14 protein-coding genes are annotated in these 18,346 nt (G+C 54.4%); 2 read left to right on the top strand and 12 right to left on the bottom strand.

What is annotated here, in order from left to right; genetic code table 11:
• Nucleotides 1-124 precede the first annotated feature (124 nt).
• The 4 genes from HRQ63_RS12115 to HRQ63_RS12100 all read right to left on the bottom strand — a co-directional run bounded on the left by HRQ63_RS12115 (nucleotide 125) and on the right by HRQ63_RS12100 (nucleotide 3,705).
• On the bottom strand, nucleotides 125-877 hold the full coding sequence (locus HRQ63_RS12115; protein ID WP_172243868.1) for an SDR family NAD(P)-dependent oxidoreductase: 753 nt from the start codon (nucleotides 875-877) through the stop codon (nucleotides 125-127).
• Nucleotides 878-1,036: 159 nt separating this feature from the next.
• Nucleotides 1,037-2,026 (bottom strand): Rossmann-fold NAD(P)-binding domain-containing protein, encoded by a 990-nt coding sequence (locus HRQ63_RS12110; protein ID WP_172243866.1) that lies wholly within the window; start codon nucleotides 2,024-2,026, stop codon nucleotides 1,037-1,039.
• 32 nt (nucleotides 2,027-2,058) lie between these two features.
• Nucleotides 2,059-2,709 carry a ThuA domain-containing protein gene (locus tag HRQ63_RS12105; RefSeq protein ID WP_172243863.1) on the bottom strand — a complete coding sequence of 217 codons (651 nt, stop codon included), beginning with the start codon at nucleotides 2,707-2,709 and terminating at the stop codon, nucleotides 2,059-2,061.
• Between the two features lie 162 nt (nucleotides 2,710-2,871).
• Nucleotides 2,872-3,705 (bottom strand): AraC family transcriptional regulator, encoded by an 834-nt coding sequence (locus HRQ63_RS12100; protein WP_172243860.1) that lies wholly within the window; start codon nucleotides 3,703-3,705, stop codon nucleotides 2,872-2,874.
• A 247-nt stretch (nucleotides 3,706-3,952) separates the two neighbouring features.
• On the opposite strand from HRQ63_RS12100, the gene HRQ63_RS12095 reads away from it, so the two are divergent.
• Together HRQ63_RS12095 and HRQ63_RS12090 are read left to right on the top strand one after the other, a co-directional pair.
• Nucleotides 3,953-5,410, top strand: coding sequence for an alpha-L-fucosidase (locus tag HRQ63_RS12095; protein ID WP_172243857.1), 1,458 nt, complete (start codon nucleotides 3,953-3,955; stop codon nucleotides 5,408-5,410).
• A 105-nt stretch (nucleotides 5,411-5,515) separates the two neighbouring features.
• Nucleotides 5,516-6,061 (top strand): hypothetical protein, encoded by a 546-nt coding sequence (locus tag HRQ63_RS12090; protein WP_172243854.1) that lies wholly within the window; start codon nucleotides 5,516-5,518, stop codon nucleotides 6,059-6,061.
• A 136-nt stretch (nucleotides 6,062-6,197) separates the two neighbouring features.
• Here HRQ63_RS12090 and HRQ63_RS12085 read toward each other — a convergent pair whose 3' ends face one another.
• From HRQ63_RS12085 to HRQ63_RS12050, 8 genes are all read right to left on the bottom strand, one after another.
• Nucleotides 6,198-7,619: an MATE family efflux transporter gene (locus HRQ63_RS12085; protein ID WP_172243851.1), complete on the bottom strand. Its 1,422-nt coding sequence runs from the start codon at nucleotides 7,617-7,619 to the stop codon at nucleotides 6,198-6,200.
• Between the two features lie 152 nt (nucleotides 7,620-7,771).
• Nucleotides 7,772-8,953 carry a GGDEF domain-containing protein gene (locus tag HRQ63_RS12080; RefSeq protein WP_172243848.1) on the bottom strand — a complete coding sequence of 394 codons (1,182 nt, stop codon included), beginning with the start codon at nucleotides 8,951-8,953 and terminating at the stop codon, nucleotides 7,772-7,774.
• A gap of 21 nt (nucleotides 8,954-8,974) precedes the next feature.
• Nucleotides 8,975-9,496, bottom strand: coding sequence for a GNAT family N-acetyltransferase (locus HRQ63_RS12075; protein WP_172243845.1), 522 nt, complete (start codon nucleotides 9,494-9,496; stop codon nucleotides 8,975-8,977).
• Nucleotides 9,497-10,014: 518 nt separating this feature from the next.
• Nucleotides 10,015-12,477 carry a glycogen/starch/alpha-glucan phosphorylase gene (locus HRQ63_RS12070; protein WP_172243842.1) on the bottom strand — a complete coding sequence of 821 codons (2,463 nt, stop codon included), beginning with the start codon at nucleotides 12,475-12,477 and terminating at the stop codon, nucleotides 10,015-10,017.
• 271 nt (nucleotides 12,478-12,748) lie between these two features.
• Nucleotides 12,749-13,852, bottom strand: a complete 1,104-nt coding sequence (gene glgD, locus HRQ63_RS12065; RefSeq protein ID WP_172243839.1) for a glucose-1-phosphate adenylyltransferase subunit GlgD — start codon at nucleotides 13,850-13,852, stop codon at nucleotides 12,749-12,751.
• Nucleotides 13,853-14,131: 279 nt separating this feature from the next.
• Complete coding sequence (locus HRQ63_RS12060; RefSeq protein WP_172243836.1) at nucleotides 14,132-15,274, bottom strand: glucose-1-phosphate adenylyltransferase; 1,143 nt, start codon at nucleotides 15,272-15,274, stop codon at nucleotides 14,132-14,134.
• A gap of 513 nt (nucleotides 15,275-15,787) precedes the next feature.
• Nucleotides 15,788-16,585, bottom strand: a complete 798-nt coding sequence (locus HRQ63_RS12055) for an energy-coupling factor transporter transmembrane component T family protein (RefSeq protein WP_172243833.1) — start codon at nucleotides 16,583-16,585, stop codon at nucleotides 15,788-15,790.
• The gene (locus tag HRQ63_RS12050) at nucleotides 16,582-18,318 is read right to left on the bottom strand and encodes an ABC transporter ATP-binding protein (RefSeq protein ID WP_216673925.1); all 1,737 of its coding nucleotides are present in this window, start codon (nucleotides 18,316-18,318) and stop codon (nucleotides 16,582-16,584) included. Before HRQ63_RS12050 ends, HRQ63_RS12055 begins: the two co-directional genes overlap by 4 nt.
• Between the last annotated feature and the right edge of the window lie 28 nt (nucleotides 18,319-18,346).

The following is an 18,346-nucleotide window of genomic DNA, read 5'->3' as shown; positions in this document are numbered from 1 at the left end:
CTTCTTCATACTACCAGATTACGGGAGAAAAACGGCGGGACGCGGAAAAAGCGTGCGGGAGGCACGCTTTCGGGGGAAAGTCTTATTCGGGTGGGGAACGGCGCCGCTTAGGATTTAAAAGCTTTTAGAAGGGCCATTCCCTGCCCTGATAATCGCGCATGACCAAATCGTCCTCATCGATCGCGTGGGGTTTTTCGTCCCAGGGCAGCGTGCTGCCGAGGAAGTAGTTTAATGCGGGCTCCGCCGATTCGGACGGTTCCAATTCGGCTTGTTCGTTACGGATGCCGGACATGTAGGTACGCAGCCAGCCCGGGTGATACAGGCGGAACGTATAACCTTCCGGGCGCAGGCGGTCGAACAGCAGATGAACGCCGCGGTTCAGCGCGGCTTTGGACATGCAGTAGCCGAACCAGGCGGTGCGTTCGGCTTTGGCGATGCTGCCGGCTTCGGAAGAGACGTAGCATAACCGTTTGAGTTCGCCTTGTTCAAGCAGCGGCAGGAAAGCTTCGCTGACTTGGATCGGGCCGAGCGCATTGACTTGATACAGGCGGATCATTTCGTCATAATCCTGAGTCGTACGGATCGAATCGTCATTTCGGTCGGTGATGACGCCCGCGTTGTTGATCAGCAGATCGATGCTGCGCGTACGCTCTTCCACGGCCGCGGCAGCGGACAGGATCGAAGAATCGGAAGAGACGTCGAGCGGCAGGTTGACCAGCAGATCCGGATATCGCGATTGCAATTCGGCCAGTTGGGGCCAGTCCGGAAGATAGCTGCCCGCGAATACGCGCCAGCCGCGCTCAAGCAATCCTTCGGTCAGCGCGAAGCCGAGTCCGCGGTCGGCACCGGTCACAACAGCATATCGGGTTGTATTCATGAGATGTGCCTCCTTATGGATAAGCGATCAGGACCTTGTCGACACTAAAGGTACTAGTACCATGACCGCTTAAGATGTTAGGTTACGCCCCTCAAAAACCCGCTTGAACCGTGCGTGTTTCCGATAGACGCAAACCTTAAATTTAATGCGTTCAAAGTATCAGAACGGCCATTCTTCGCCCCGGCTGCCGGTCAGCACCAGACGCTCTTCGTCGGCATGCGGGTTGGTGAAAAAGCCTGCGGCAAAGCGGGCTGATTCTGCTACTTTACCCGGTATGGAGCCCATCAGCTCATCGGACGACGGAACGGAAGATCGGGACAGGCCGGGATCGTACAGACGGAAGGTATAACCGCTTCTCCGAAGATCGTTAAACAACAGCTTCGCCTGCATATGGAGGGCGGTTCGCGCCATTGCGCGGCTTATCGGAACGGAAGCTCCGCCCGCCGAGATGCTGCCTTCATGCGATGAAATGAAGCAGATTCGTTTCAAGCGGTCCTCTGCCTCCATAAGCGGAAGCAGCTTTTCAACGATGCGAAGCGGCGTCAAAGCATAAGTCTCGTAATCATACAGACGGCTTTCCACGGTCTCGGGCATCGAGAAGCCTGTTTCTTCTTCGCGGAATGCCGCTGCGTCGGCCGGGATGATCGGGCGCCCTCCCGTCTCCGACGATTCGTCCGTGTTCAATATAAGCAAATCGATATGCGTCGCAAGTTCGGCGGTCGCCTGCACCGCGCGTTCCAGTTCCCCCGGTTGATCGGGATCTAACGGAAAAGCTTTCAATTTTCCGTGTTCCGGCAGCGGATTGTCGGCAGAAAGCGGCTCACCGCGATCCGTTAACGCATCACGCTTCGAATGTTCGGATTGCGCTTCGCTTTTTTTCACGACCGACCGTCCGTTTGTTTCAGGTCCGAATGCCATCGAACCTTCAAAGTCCTCGAATCCCGAAGATCCGCTTCCTGTGGGGACGTCGGGATTTTCTCCGATCTTTTCGCCCTCTGCGAGGCCGCTTACGCGCTGCGCTTCGCTATTCGGCTTTTCTTTTTCACCGGGATCGCCGCCAATCACTTTCCAACCTCGCGACACCAGCTCGCGTCCCAGCGCCGCGCCGAACGGCTCGCGCAAATTCAGAATCCATGCAATTCGATCCATGGCACGTTCCTCCTTTACCCACTTGATAGTAATTACGCGTTGTTTTCCGCCGCATCCTTCTGCGCGCACCAGTACAGCGCATTGCGCAGCAGCTTTTGGTAACTCGGATGCGTCCATACCTCTGCTTCGTGTCCCGGAGTCAACACGCAGACGCGGCCTTTTCCGTACGTGCGCGTCCAACCGCCCGGCTGCGCCCCGTGCTCCGATACCGTGGTCATGATCAGATCCGCGATCGGATCTTCCCATTCCATGAAATAATGCTCGTCATGCACCGAAAATTCCTCGACGCCTTCGGCGATCGGATGCTGCTTGTCCGGATGGATCGTGACCGTGCACGCTTCCGGGTGATGCACGAACGCACCGCCGATCAGACGCCGAAATACTCCCGGCTCTTTATACCCCGCCGTTCCGGCATGGACCGCAAGCAGCGAACCGCCGCGCTCGACATAATGTTCGAACGCTTGTTGAACCGCCTCGTTCATCCAGAATTCTTTTTCCTCATCCGATTGGCTGTTCGCCCGACACACCATGACGATCGGATAATCCTTCAATCGTTCGGCATCGAACTCTTCGAGCTGCTCGGTGATCGTAAATTGAAATTCGCCGTTTTCCAGCTTATTCAGTCCTTGCCGAACCGTATTCGCCGGATGCCAGTGATCTCCGCAGATTGCCCATACTTTCATTGCCTTGTCCCCCTTTTTTGCATAGTCGTTCGACCTGTACTCCACTCATTAAACGTAAACCGGCCCGTTGTCTACGCATACCCCCGAAGATTTATAATAAAAAAGCCGCCAGCTATACGGACAGCTTTTCCGAAATTCGGTTTTTCGGATCGCGAATGCGCGTTACGGACGACGAGTCTGTCTTCTGTAATCGGTCGGCGTTGCGCCTGCATGCTTTTTGAATTGTTTGGAAAAATAAAACATATCATTGAATCCCAGCTGCTCCGAAATTTCCGTGACGGAAAGCGCGGTGAGCGCGAGCGACTGCTTGGCTTTTTCGATCTTTTTATGCGTGATGTACTGAATCGGAGGCATTCCCGCATATTGTTTGAACAGGCGGATAAACGAATTGGGATGCATGTAGACGATCCCGGCGAGTTCTTCGACCGTCATGTTTTGCGCGATATGCTCGTCGATGTAATCCAACACTTCGGCCAGCTTGTTTACCGTAGGCGTTTGTTTAAAAGACACGCTGTCCGCATCGAGCTTCAAATTCATCAGATAACAGGCGATAAGCTCCATCAGTTTGCTTTTGGCGAGCAGTTTGGCATATACCGCATCGGAACCGGAATGATTCACGATTTCGTTGAACACCTTCGTCAAAAGCTCGGGCTGCTGCGGCGTGCATCGCGGATTCAAATCCAGCAGCTTGAACAAGTTGATGCCCCCCACCTGAGCCGTGAAATGGCACCAATATTTACGAAAAGGGCGTTCGCTGATAAACGAATAAGACTGCTCGACCCCTTCCGGCATCAGAAAAAGTTCTCCCGGCTGCGGATAGTAATCCTTGCCTCCGATTTGCAGCCAGCCTTCGCCTTCGCAGATGAAATAAAATTTGCTGTAATCGGGCGTATAATTCAAATCTCTCCAATCGGGCGCGCACAAATTATGATCGGCGGTAATCAATTCGACTTCCAGATTGGCAAGAACATTCGAAAGCAGCGTGCGATTGTCCATCTTTTTTCCACGGCCTCTCCTGCTATTTTTGTACAGGTCGGAGTTACTAATCTACATTCTAACGCATGATCCGCTTCCGTATACTGGGACGTACGGAGTACCTTGTCAACGCTAAAAGTAAGGTTATATTCGACTGAAACGCGCCTAAAGCGTGTACATTTCAGTCAAACATAACCTCTGATTAAGAGTTGACAAGCTACTAGAGTCACCGAAGTCAATTCGAAAACGGGAAGGACATGTGGGCAAAATGGATAGAAGTTCTTACTTGAAACAAATTCGGCAAACGATCGAACGCGGCAGCTTCAAAGACGATTGGGAATCGTTGAGCCGATTTGAAGTCCCTCAGTGGTACAAGCAGGCCAAATTCGGGATTTTCATTCACTGGGGCTTGTATTCCGTGCCGGCTTACGACAGCGAATGGTATTCCCGCAATATGTATATTCAAGATTCCAAAGCCTACAACCATCATATCGAAACGTACGGAAAACACGCGGACTTCGGCTATAAAGACTTCATCCCGATGTTCACGGCCGACAAATTCGATGCTTCCGAGTGGGCGAATCTGTTCAAGCAGGCCGGCGCCCGATACGTCATGCCGGTCGCGGAACACCATGACGGATTTCAAATGTACAAAAGCGAAGTGTCGACCTACAATGCTTTCGATCGAGGACCCAAACGCGACCTGCTCGGCGAAATGAAGCAGGCGTTCGACGAAAAAGAGTTGGTACTGTGCGCTTCTTCCCATCGGGCGGAGCATTGGTTCTTCATGTCGCACGGCAAAGAATTCGAATCGGATATCCGCGAACCTTTGGAAATCGGAGATTTTTACTGGCCCGCCGCTCCCGAACCGGACCATCACGACCTGTTCAGTCCTGCTCCGAGCGAAGAATTTTTGGAAGACTGGCTGATCCGTACCTGTGAAATCGTGGACGTGTACCAACCGAAGGTCATGTATTTCGATTGGTGGATTCAACACTCCGCGTTCAAGCCTTACCTCAAAACGTTCGCGGCGTACTATTACAACAAAGGCGAAGAGTGGGGAACTCCGGTCGCGATCAATTACAAGCACGACGCTTATATGTTCGGCTCGGCCGTTCCCGACGTGGAGCGCGGGCAATTTGCCGAACTCAAGCCTTACTACTGGCAGACCGACACCGCCGTCGCCAAAAACTCCTGGTGCTACACGGAAGGCAACGACTACAAAGCTTCCGTCGAAATCATTAGGGACCTGGTCGATATCGTGAGTAAAAACGGGAATCTGCTGCTGAACGTCGGTCCGAAAGCGGACGGCAGCATCCCGGAAGAAGACCGGCAAATTTTGCTGGACATCGGCGCCTGGCTGCATGCCAACGGCGAAGCGATCTACGATAGCACCTATTGGCGAATCTCCGGCGAAGGTCCCACGCAGATCGTCGAAGGCCAATTCACGGACGGAGAAACCAAACGGTATACGTCGGAAGACATTCGCTTTACGTTAAAAGGTTCGACGCTGTATGCGACAGTCCTGGTTTATCCGGAAAACGGCCGCGTCGCAATTCGCTCTTTGAAGTCGGACTCCCATCATTTTGCCGGCTTGATTCGGAAGATCGGCGTTCTCGGGTTTAAGGAAAAAGTAAACTGGGAGCGAACGTCCGAAGCTTTGATCCTGCAAACGGAATCGATCGCAAGCTCCGTGCCGGTCGTGTTCAAAATCGAGCTGGATTAACGAATTTTCAATACGGGAAATCGGCATTGAATGCTCGGCTTGTTTTGCGGATAATGGAGAAAAGCTTTTCTGCGGGGGTTTGAACATGCCGAATCCGGCGAAGCGTTGGCCTGGATCGAAGTTGGTTCGAAGCAGCGGCTGCGGGATATTATGGAAGCGGAACTCTTCCCGATCGAAGCGCCGGAACTTCCGAGCGGCGATCCGCGCGAGGAAAAAGAAGCGGCCGAGCTGCGCAGACTGCTGGCTTCGAATGAAATAGAATGCCGTTACCTGTACGCCCAGCTCGAGTACGGAAAGCTGCGGAGGCGCGAGCTGCCTTATCCGGGACTGCCGAAAGACGAACGCGGCCTTCTGCCGGCCATGATCCAAATCATTCCGCCGTCGAGGTATCTGGAACGGGAAGCGCTTGAACGGTCGGTACTGTTTTTTTGCGAAAAATTTCTGGATATCCGGGCGCAAAAAGTCGTGCATCTGCGCTTCCTGAGCGTCGAAGAAGCGATCGGCAGCTATGTGGATTTCACGTCCGATATGTTCGGAAAACCCGAGTTTTCCGACGAACGGATCCGGGAGATCGCCGAAAAATCGGACAAAAGCGAGAACGGGATCCGAGAGCTCGTGACGCGGGCGCTGCGAAAAAAAGCTGCCGAATAAACGAAAAAGCCCGCTTGCCGCCGGAGAAAACCGGACGGAAAAACGGGCTTTTTTTCTGCACATGCAAAATACGGGACGGCCGCTTTTTCGACCGATCATTGAAAGACATCGTGTTCGTTCGGGAACGAAGCCCGATTTACACCGAAGGGGCAGGCGGAGGCGTCAAGCCTTCGCTCGGCTCAGGCTCGTTAGGCTGGACCAGCGAATGTTTTTTCCACACTCGGCTTTTCCAACGCATATACATCACGCCGACGCGAATCCATTCGTCCACGGCGATTGCCAGCCAGATCCCCGGCAGTCCCATGTTCAATTGGAACACGAAGAGGTAACCGAGCGGCAAGCTGATTCCCACCATCGTAACGAGACCGACGTACACGGGGAATTTGGCGTCGCCCGCCGCGCGCAGCGATCCGATCACGATCATGTTGAACGTACGCGCCGTCTCCAGCACGATGCTGAGCACGAGCACCTGCGTCGCCATGCGGATGATCTCCGCGTCGTCCGTGAAGATGCCGACGAGCGGATGGCGCAGCACGATCACGACGAGATCGACGATTACCGTAATGACGATCGCGCGCTTCACGCTGCTCCACACTTGGTGATACGCGTCTTCCTTGCGGTTCGCGCCGACCAATCGGCCGACGATAATCCCTGTGCCGATTGCAACGGCAACGGCAAACAGATAGATGAACATCGAGATGTTCGTCGCGTATTGACGGGCAGCCAGCGCCTGGGCGCCGAGGAACGTCGCATAGAAGAAGAAAATCATCTGACACGACTGATACGTAATCTGCTCAAGCGCGGACGGCACGCCGATACGCAGAATTTTCATGATATATTCGCGGGTCAGATTCAGATAGAACTTGAATTGAATACGTACTTCCATGACCTGATACAGCATCCAAAACAGAACGACGGCTGCAACGGCGCGGCTGATCACGGTCGAAATTGCGGCCCCTTCGACGCCCATCGCCGGGAAGCCGAGATGGCCGAAAATCATGACGTATCCGCCAGCCACGCTCAAAATGTTCATGCCGAGCGCGACGAACATGGTCAGCTTTGTTTGTCCGTACGTGCGGATCGTCGCCGACAGCATGTTGATCAGGGCCTGCAGGAAGATCGCGCCGCCGACGATGTGCATATACGACTTGGCGTAGACGAGAATATCGCCGTGCAGGTTGAGCGCCACCATCAGATGATGTCCGAAGATGAGGAAGATCGCGCTCATCGTTACGCCCAGCATCAGATTCAGCGTCAGGGACAGACCGGAAATTTTGGCGGCTTCGTAATGGTTGCGGGCCCCCAGATATTGCGCGATAACGATAGCGGCACCGTTACCGACGACCTCAAGTATGAGGATGGCGATCGAGATGACCTGGTTGGCCGCGCCTACCGCCGCCACCGCGTCATCCGACACGCCGCTGAGCATCATCGTATCCGTGATCCCCATTAACATAAATAAAAAGACTTCCAGGAATATCGGCCAGGTTAAACGGAACAGATTGAACTCGCGCTCCAGCGGAAGCTTGGCAGCAGCGGTTCCGTTCTTCGTTTTCATCTCTTCACCCTCCTTCGATACGTTTGTTTATTTCAAAACAAAACGTATCTTAGCACGGCGAAGTTGAAAAAGCATCATTTTTCTTGAAATTTCCTGAAAATTATATGACTTGTTCTCAAAGTTTCCTTTTTTGCATATTCAGCTTTCGATATTCAAATCCGAACATAATCGTACTCTCGCGTCTCCGGTGCTTCGAAATGGCGTTCGGCACGTTGAATACGATTGCGTCCCGCACGTTTGGCTTCGTACAAGGCCATATCGCAGCATTTATAGATACGATCCAGATCGGAACGATGCTCGGGGACAAACGTCAGCGCGCCGATGCTCAGCGTATAGGCCCCTTCTGCAGCCGCGCGAATCCGTTCCGCCAACAACGTCGATTCGGCTCGAGAAGCGCTCGGCAGCAGAATCGCGAATTCGTCGCCGCCGTAGCGTCCGAACAAATCATCCGGCCCGAGCTGCCGGGAAACGACGGCGCTCATTTCCCGCAGCACGCGATCGCCGATATCATGCCCGTACGTATCGTTGATGCTTTTGAACCCGTCGATATCGAACAATAAAAAAGACACTGGAAGACGACGCTTGGCATACTGATCGAGAACTGCTTCGGCTTTATAAATGAACGTGCGGCGATTCCAAATCTGGGTCAAATCGTCGACGCTGGCCAAACGGAATAGCTCCTCGTCCGATTTCTGCTTGGCGAGCAGCACGAAACCGGTGTTGGCGAGCATCATGGTCATATAAGCCGAGATCGAGAACAGATTATGACTGACCCCGGCAGCCAGCAGCGCGGCCGGTCCCTCGGCGAACAAAGCCGCGCTCGCGCGAATCAGAAATGCTGCAGCCAAAAACGCGTACAAACTTCCCATCAATTTTCGCAATGCCGGAGCTTGTCGCTGAATAAGGAGCCGGAGCGCTGGCGGAGCAATCAACAGAGCGGAGAAAATCGAAGCAGCCGCGATGCGAAGCACTTCATGATTATAGAAAAAGAGGATTCCGTTGAAGGTCAAAATCGCGGTTAACGTGACGAAAATGCCCATCTTTCGAAAACGCGGCGTCAATGCTCCTTGCAAACGGAGCAATGCCGCCGACTCGAAAGCCGTGCCCAGAAACAAAAGCGTATTGGTCAAAGAAATCACGGTCAGGTCGCCAAGGCTTTCTTTGAAAAGCATCAACGACCAAGCACCGGCCTGAAGAAGTTTCGCGGTGAAAAAGATCGAGATCGAAGTGTCCCTACTTTCGCTTCTGCGATAGGCGCTCAAAAGCACGATGGTTAATACATGTCCGCAAATCAGAGAAACGTAAACGGTTTGCGGGTCCAGATGAAAGCTCATGATGGGTTCTCACTCTTCCCTTCAAATCGTTAACCGGGCAATATCCCGCCAATGCAAAGCAATTTCGGTAAAGGTCTCTTCGCCGATTCGAATCTCTTTGCGTTCCGCTTCTTCACCGCCAAGGCGTTTATAAAAATGTACGGCCGGATTTTGTTCCAACACCCAGACCATCAATGAACCATATTCGCGCGCCTTCAGTTCATTCAACATGCTTTGAAACATTTTGCGGCCGATGCCTTTGCGTTGTTCGCTTTGCAGCAGGTAGACGGCGTATAGCTCCGCTTCGTGAACACGTCCGGTTTCGCGGTCCACGCCGTAATCCAGAAATCCGCAAATCTGCCCTCGTTCATTTTCGGCTACCATTACGCCTTCGCCATGCTCCGGATCTTTCAGCCGTTTTTCCCAATGCGTCCAACGCTGCTCGACGGACAGGCTGTCCAGGTAAGCGTCCGCAATGATGCCTTTATACGTAGTCTTCCAACTATCGACATGAACCTGCACGATGCCTGCGGCATCTTCGGGTCTGGCGAATCTGATCTTCATCGGCGGTCGCTCCTCTGCAAAAATTTTCAAGCAACGGGGACGTTTCCACGCCGCCCCTTGCGGCCGGGATTATGCAATCAAGACTGAAGTCGGTTTTCCGAGTTCAAAACGTTAAAAAGAGTCAAAGATATAGGATTCGGCGGATTTTTTCGAATTCCTGCTAGTAAAAGCAAGTTATTTCCAAAGAGTGAGGGGAGGGGAAGCTTGGACGGCTGCGGCAGAAATTCGTTCAAGACGCTGTCTCACGCAAAAAGCCTTCGGCTTTCCGCGTTCAAAGGCGTCTTTCACTGAATTTCTGCCTTCGCCTATAGCTTCCGGGTAGGATAAAAAGAAAGATCGTTACACATAAAGAAGCCGCCCCCGAAGGGGCGGCTCGACGTATTCGGAAAGTTCGGCTTGTACATGAGCATAGGGGAGGGAGAAACTCGCTTCTGAAGCATAGAATTGTAATTTTCCCCGCGCCCGAACTTCTTTAACTAGCAAGGCATCATAAATTTGACGTTCGGAGCTTCCGAAAATTAACGGGCGCCTTGGATGCCGCTGCGGCTGCCGATGTTGACCGGCTTGATGCCCCAAATTTCGGTCGCGTATTCGTTGATCGTGCGGTCTCCGGCGAAACGGCCGGATTTGGCGATGTTCAGGATCGACTTTTCGGTCCACAGCTTGGTGTTCCGATAGTCGAGGCCGATTTGTTCTTGAGCATCGGCATAACTGGCGAAGTCTTTCAGCACGAAGTACTCGTCGTTGTGGCCGATCAAGGAGTTGAAGATCGAGTCGAAGCTTTGGCCGTGATGGCAGAAAGGCCCCGGTTGAATCAATTGGTCCAGCACCTTTTTCACGCGGGCATCGCTGTTGTAGATATCTTGCGCCGAGTAGCCGCCTTCGCGGTAATACTTCTCGACTTCTTCGATGCGCAAACCGAACAGATACATGCCTTCGTCGCCCAGCGACTCGTACATCTCGACGTTCGCGCCGTCGAGCGTGCCGACCGTCAATGCGCCGTTCATCATCAGCTTCATGTTGCCCGTGCCGGAAGCTTCTTTGCCCGCGGTCGAGATCTGCTCGCTGACGTCGGCCGCCGGAATGATTTTTTCCGCCAGCGATACCGAGTAGTTTTCCAGGAAGAACACGTTCAGCCGGTCTTTCGTTTGCGGATCGTTGTTGACCGTTGCCGCAATATTGTTGATCAGCTTGATGATCTGCTTCGCCATGTAGTAGCCCGGAGCCGCTTTGGCGCCGAAAATGAACGTGCGCGGCGTTACGTCGAGCGACGGCTGTTCTTTGATCCGGTTATACAGGTCCATGATATGCAGGGCGTTCAGCAGCTGACGCTTGTAAGCATGAAGGCGTTTGACCTGGACGTCGAAAATCGAGTTCGTGTCTACGGCCACGCCGTGCTTTTTGTAGATGTAGGAAGCCAGGCGTTCTTTGTTTTTGTGCTTCACCGCGCGAATCTTTTCCTGGAACACGGCATCTCCGGCATGGCCCAGCAGATCGTTCAAGCGACTCGGCTGCGTTTTCCAATCGGAACCGATCGCGCCTTCGATCAAGCCGGCCAGATCCGGGTTGGCGTGCATCAGCCAACGGCGGTGCGTGATGCCGTTGGTTTTATTGTTGAAACGCTCCGGGTACAATTCGTAAAACTCTTTCATCTCGCGATTCTTGAGAATGTCCGTATGCAGTGCGGCTACCCCGTTGATGCTATGGCTTCCGTGGATGGCCAGATGCGCCATCTTGATCTGTCCGTCCGCGATGATCGCCATGCGGGAAACGCGCTTCTGGTCTTTCGGAGTCTCTTCAAGCAGATCCGCGCAGAAGCGTCTGTTGATCTCTTCGATAATCATATATAGGCGCGGCAGCAGGTCGCGAACCATTTGTTCCGGCCATGTTTCGAGCGCTTCGCTCAAGATCGTGTGGTTCGTGTAAGATACGACGCGGGACACGATGTCCCACGCTTCCTGCCAGCCGAAACTTTTTTCGTCCAATAGGATGCGCATCAGTTCCGGAATGACCAGCGTCGGATGCGTATCATTGATATGAATCGCGACTTTTTCCGGCAGGCGGTCGTACGGCAGACGGAGCTTGTCGAACGTGCGCAGCACGCTCTGAACGCCGGCCGAAGACAGGAAGTATTCCTGCTTCAGGCGAAGCAGCTTGCCTTCGTATTGGGAATCGTCCGGATACAGGAATTCCGATACCGTCTCAACCGAACGCTTATAGTCGAGGAAATTGTAATAGTTGCCGTTCGGGCCGCCGAAGCCGCGGGCCGGATCGGCCGCAGATTCCGCGCTCCACAGGCGCAGCGTGTTCACGGCCGCGCTCTCGTAGCCCACGACCGGCATGTCATAAGGCACCGCCCAGACTTCTTCGCCGTTTTTCGTTTCGTACGTGTAGTTTCCGTCTTCCTTTTCCACGACTTCGACGTTGCCCCAGAAGCGAACGTTCACTCGTTTATCGTCGCGGCGGACTTCCCATACGTTGCCTTTTTGCAGCCAGTAGTCAGGCAGTTCGACTTGGTGGCCGTCGATGATCTTCTGTTCGAACAGGCCGTATTTATAACGGATGCCGTTGCCGTGACCGGCGTAGCCCAGAGAGGCCAAGGAATCCAAGAAGCAGGCGGCCAGACGGCCGAGACCGCCGTTGCCGAGTCCCGCGTCGGCTTCGTACTCTTCGATGTCTTCCAAATCCCAACCCAGCTCGCCGAGACCTTCGCGTACCGTTTCCAACACGTTCAGATTCAGCAGGTTGTTGCCGAGCAGGCGACCCATCAGAAACTCCATGGAGAAATAGTAAACTTGACGCTCTCCCTGCTCCATGTACGCGCGATTGGTTACGGCCCATTCCTGACCGATCTGTTCGCGGACCATGCTGCCGAGCGCGGCATAAACGTCGTCTTCCGTAACTTCATGCATCTGACGGCCGCTTGTGCCGATCAGGCGCTGTTTGAATTCTTGTTTGAAACTCTCTTTATCGGTGAACATGGGTAAGCCCCTTTCCCGTTTCGCTGAAAAATGTTCCGGCGGCGGACGAATAAAAAGTATGGTTTTTCTCTAAAAACGACTTAGTCGTCAGGGTGTCCATCAAATTATATCAGGATACAAAAAGGCCTTCCACAACCGGGCTCTTTGGAGAACCCGGTACAGAAGACCCGTGGTTTTGATTATATATCGGCTGAAAACGGATTTTTTTAAACCCTTTTTCTGGCGAAGCATGTCGAACTTTTACAGACGACTGCGTCTTTCGGTATGGTTTTTACAACAAACTCCGCTTCGCGATGACGAAAGGCCTGCGCGAATCGCCGACAAGCGTGCGATTTTCCGTCACCTGCACGTCTTTGTCCAAAATCACGTTCTCGACGATGGCTCCGGCTTCGATCACGCATTTCTGCATGATGATCGAGTTGATGACCTTGGCGCCCTTCTCGACTTTGACGCCGCGGAACAGGACGCTGCCTTCGACTTCGCCCGCGATACGGCAGCCGTTGGCAACCAGGGAGTTGCGCACTTCGGCCCCTTCGAGATACTTGGTCGGCGCTTCGTACTTGATTTTGGTTTGGATCGGCATGTCCGGAGAAAACAGCTGCTTGTATTTTTCCGGATCGAGCAGCTCCAAACTGTTCTTATAGTAGCTTTCGATCGAATTGATCACGGCATGGTACCCTTTGTACTCGTAACCCGCGATTTTCAGGCCGCTCGGGTTACGCAGAATGGCGTCCCGGAAAAAGTAGCTGTCGCCGTGCGCGATACAGTATTCCATCTGCTGCAAGAACAAGTTTTTTTCCATGATGAACAAATCGATATAAATGTTGTGATGCCCTTTTTCGTTATGGATGCCGCTGACCGTGCCGTCTTCCTCTACCTCTACGCGGAAACAGGAATCATGCTCGGGTTCAAGCAGGTCGACGTGTTTGTACACGATCGTGACGTCGGCGCCCGAAGCTTTATGCTGGGCGGCCAGATCGCAGAAATCCACTTTCGACAAATGTTGGCTGCCCGAGTGCACGACGTATTCGCCCGTGCTGCGCGCGAAAAAGTCTCGGTTATTGTGCATGTGCTGGAGGTCGCCCGCCGAGATGTCGGTCGGGTCGTGCCAGTCCGGAGGCAGGACGAACAATCCCCCGCGTTTGCGGTTAAGATCCCACGGGCCGCCTTCGCCCAGATGGTCGAGCAGCGAGCGGTATTTGCGGCGTACGAACAACGCGATATCGGGAACGCCCGCGTTCATCATGTTGGAAAGCGCGAAGTCGATCAGCCGATAGCGTCCCGCGAAAGGAACGGCCGCGCCCGCGCGGAAATACGTCAGCTCGTTTAATTGGTCCAACTCGTGGTCCAAATTGATTACACCCATGAGTTTCATGGTTCCACCGTCCCTTGTATGCTGTGTTGGGCGGTTGAGGAGTTTTCGGTCGCGGGAGGCGCTGCGGGAGAAATTCGTTCAAGACGCTGTCTCGCTTGGAAAGCCTGCGGCTTTCCAAGCTCAAAGGCGTCTTTCACTGAATTTCTCCCTACGCTGCTTCGACGCGAACAGGAGCTTCTCAACCTGAGTTATTTATGTTTCGATTCGATTCGTTCGGAATGGATAGTAATGGCGAATCGCCGTTTCGGCGATGAGTTCACGCTTTTGATCCTGTTAGGATCAGAATGGCGAATCGCCGTTAATCAATAAGATTTCGTTCGGGTCTTCGCGGTCTTCGCCGATGACGGTGTTGTCGGGAATGACTTTGCCTTGGTCGACGATGGCGCGATGAATGCGGACGTTTTTGCCGATTTTGACTTCCGGCATGATGACCGATTCGGAGATGACGCTGCCTTCGCCGACTTCGACGCCGTAGAACAGGACGGAACGGTCGACTTCGCCGTAGACGGAGCAGCCTTCGTTAACCATGCAGTTTGTCAGCTTGGCATCGGGAGAAATATATTGGGCCGGTTCGTTCGGGTTGCGGGTATAGATCCGCCAGTCCGGATCGTTCAGGTTAAGTTCCGGATCGTCTTTGAGCAGGTCCATGTTCGCTTCCCACAAACTCGGGATCGTGCCTACGTCGCGCCAGTACCCTTCGAACGGATACGCGTAAAGCGCAAGTTCGTCGGCGAGCATCTTCGGAACGATGTCTTTGCCGAAGTCGTGCGAGGACTCGGAATCCGGTTTGTCGATGTCTTCCGTGAGATATTTGCGCAGCACGTCCCATTTGAAAATGTAAACGCCCATCGACGCCAGCGTGCTTTTCGGCTGCTTCGGCTTTTCGTCGAATTCGTAAATTTTCAAATCTTCGTGGGTATTGATCATGCCGAAGCTCGGCGCTTCTTCGAGCGTGACGTTGATGACGGAAATCGTGCAGTCCGCCTCTTTTTCTTTATGGTAATCCAGGAGTTTGGTGTAATCCATTTTATAAACGTGATCGCCGGAAAGCACCAGCAGATGCTCCGGGTCATATTGGTCGATAAATTTAAGGTTTCTGGAAATGGCGTCCGCCGTTCCGCGGTACCAACTGCTTCCGTCCTCGCGTTCGTGAGGAGGCAGAACGAATACGCCGCCGTTTTTACGATCCATGTCCCAATCGCTTCCGACGCCTATGTAAGAATGCAGCACGAGCGGCTCGTACTGGGTCAATACGCCCACGGTGTCGATGCCGGAATTGGTGCAGTTGCTCAATGGGAAATCAATGATACGGTAAGTTCCGCCGAAATAGACGGCGGGCTTAGCCAACGATTTCGTGAGTCCTTTTAATCTCTTTCCCTGTCCGCCGGCGAGCAGCATGGCAATCATTTCTTTTTTCTTCATTCAGACGAACCTCCTCGGCAATATATACGGTTGTACTCATGGCGGATCGATCTCCGCGGATGTGTGGGCGTCCCGAAGCGGGACCGTTGCGACTTGCCAGGATCGAAAACGGGCATTCAAACAAGCGAGACAGGAAAAAACCACATAAATATCTTTAACCCCGGCAGAGGATTTGGAATCGTCGATTGCCGGGAATTCTGAAGAAAAAAGAATTAAGGCGGCAAGATAAGCATGCAGCCGACCAAAAAGACGCAAAGTCTCGCAAACAAGGCGATCTTTTGTCCTGATGATACCATATATTTGAAAAAACAAAAGTTATCTATCAAAGAATTCCATGAAATTTCGAGACGTTTTCACTCGTAAACAAACTTTAATTTTAAGGATTTATTAATCGAATCGTTTCGATTGCGGCAACCTTTTACGTCTATTCAATATCGCGTACGACGTCGTCGTTTCTCTCATGAGAATTTGTTCGGGTGAAATCGCTCGCAAAGCGAAAAAGGACGAATCCCGTCAGGGGTCCATCCTCATATCGCCGAGTCCGAAAACCGGCAGCCCGTTTGCCAGAAGCAGCGCGGCGGCCGCGGTTCCGGCCAAAAGCAGGAAAGCGGCGAAATCGTTCCAAGTGATCGGCGAAGCATAAAAATACGTCCGCGTTTTGCCCGTATCGAAACGCTTGACTTCCATCGCCAAAGCCGTACGTTGGGCGCGGCGAATGCTTTGGGCGAGCAGCGGCAGCGCGTACAGCTCCGGCAGGCGCATCAGGGAAAACGAACCTCGCCCCGTGCCGCGCACCGCCAAAGCGTCGCGGCGGATCCGCAGTTCTTCCAGCGCCATCGGCATCAGCCGAATCGACGCCATGAAACTGTACGCGTATTTGGGACTGAGTTTGAGGCGCTGCATCAACGCGTAAAACAATCCCGTAGACGAAGTGGTCAACACGAGCAGCAGGCCTTGGCTGCCGAACGCGATCGAACGGAATCCGACGTGCAAGCCGCGGTAAAAGCTTTCTTCGGAAATCGAGACCGGTCCCAGCGACCACCAGATTTCGCTGCCTTTTCCGAACAGGATCATGGTCAGCGAAGCGGAAGCGAACGCCAGCGCGAAGCCGGACGCGAGCAGCGCCGTTTTCCACGGCGGATAACCCGACGCGCAAAACAGCAGCAGCAGAAAAGCGCAGGCCAGATAAAAAGAAGCGTCGATCCGATGCGTGAGCACGGTGAGCACGAACAGCACGACGAACAGCGGAAGCTTCAGCGCGGGATTGGCGCGATGCAGCCAAGTCTCCCGGGAAGGCTCGAAAAATTTCATCGCGCGCCGCCCCTTTCCGACAATCGGATCGCGTCGTCGCGCGAACGTCCCGTCGCCCGAACCGACGAGAGTTTGCCGTTCTCGACAGTCCAGATCCCGGTCGCCAGCCGTTCGGCGATCTCCATCTCGTGCGTAATCATCAATACGGCATGACCCGAAGCGCGAAGCCGCTCGCACAAGTCGAGAATCGCGAACGCGTTTCGGGCGTCCTGTCCGAACGTCGGCTCGTCGAGCAGCAGAATCGGCTTGTCCGACACGATCGCCGACGCGACGCTGAGACGGCGCTTTTGTCCGAGCGACAGCAAATAAGGATGGCGTTCGGCATAATCGCCTAGGCCGAAGCGATCCAGGCACGCTTGGGACCGCCTGACCGTTGCGGCTTCGGTCTCCGCGTCGGGACGCGCTCGGCGGCGCCGTTCGATCCATCCGGCAAAAGCGCCGGTCCGAGACGCGCGAAGTAGGGCTTCCGCTTCGCTTCGCAGCGTGAAAGCCACTTCGTCGAGCACCCGGTTCGTCACGAACTGGAACTCGGGGTTTTGGAACACGAAGGCGGCGTGCTTCGCCGCGGCATCGCGCAGTTCCCGGCGCCCGGAAGGGCGGCTGCCCGCGTATTCGCACGAACCTTCGTGCGGCAGCAGGCCCATCAGCCCCAGCAGCAGCGAGCTTTTGCCGGCGCCGTTGGGGCCGGTCAGCGCGATCAGGTCGCCGGGATGCACGGCGGCCGATTCGGCCGCGCAGACGGTTTTTCCGCCGCGCAGCACGCGGAAATTCTCAAGCCGCAGCAGGGGTTCGGAGGCCGCGGCAGGCGTATTCCATGATTCCGATTCCGGCGCTTCGAGGTTCGCGGAAGAAATGCCGGCGCCCGGCAGCGCTGCGAGTGCCGTCGGTTCGCAGGATCTACCGGAAGGTTTTAACTCTCCGTTGACCGGCAAGGCTTCTTTGACGCTCCGTTCGCCGTCTCCGTAAGCTTCGCTCCATGCTTCCGGATACCAGATCCCGTACCGCAGCAGGTCGGCACGGTAACGGCCGAAAATCAAGTCGGCCGCGCCGTCGGCGAGAAGGCTGCCGTCATCGGCGAACAGCAGCACCCGGTCTACCCAATCCTGCACTTCCTCGATTCGATGCTCGACAATGATAACGGTCTTCTGACGGCATACCCGGCGGACCGCTTCCCAAATCGTGCGCCGCCCTTCCGGATCGAGCAGCGCGGACGGCTCGTCAAGCAGCAGCGTATCCGGCTCCAGCAGCAGCACGGACGCCAGCGCCAGACGCTGCTTCATTCCCTGCGACAATGAAGCGATCGGGACATGCGCGTCGGACAGGTCCAACCCGACTTCATGCAGCGCCGCCTCGATGCGTCCACGCATGTTTTCCCGGGGCACGGCCAGGTTTTCCAACACGAAAGCCAGCTCTTCGTCGACGTAAGGCATGCAAAACTGGGTGTCCGGGTCCTGAAAAACGATTCCGATCGATTCGGGGACCGTCAACTTGTCCGCTTTCATCGGAACCTCGGTCACTCTCGGAATAATGCCGCCCAATACTTGAAGCAGCGTCGATTTGCCGCAGCCGCTCGGTCCGAGCAGCAGCACCTTTTCTCCCTGACCGATTTGCAGCGACAAATCGCGAAATAACAGATCGTGCGAGCCGGGAAATTTCAACCGCAGGTTTTCGACGCCGGCCGCGATCGACGGGGCGTCGGAAGCGCGAGGCGGCGATTCGATCCGGTTTTCCAAAACGATGACCTCCTTTGCCTGATATTGC

Origin of the sequence: Saccharibacillus endophyticus (assembly GCF_013185185.1) — a bacterium.
Taxonomy (GTDB): Bacteria; Bacillota; Bacilli; order Paenibacillales; family Paenibacillaceae; genus Saccharibacillus; species Saccharibacillus endophyticus.
Note: the sequence above shows the minus strand (reverse complement) of the source record. Positions and strands in the feature narration are given on the sequence as shown.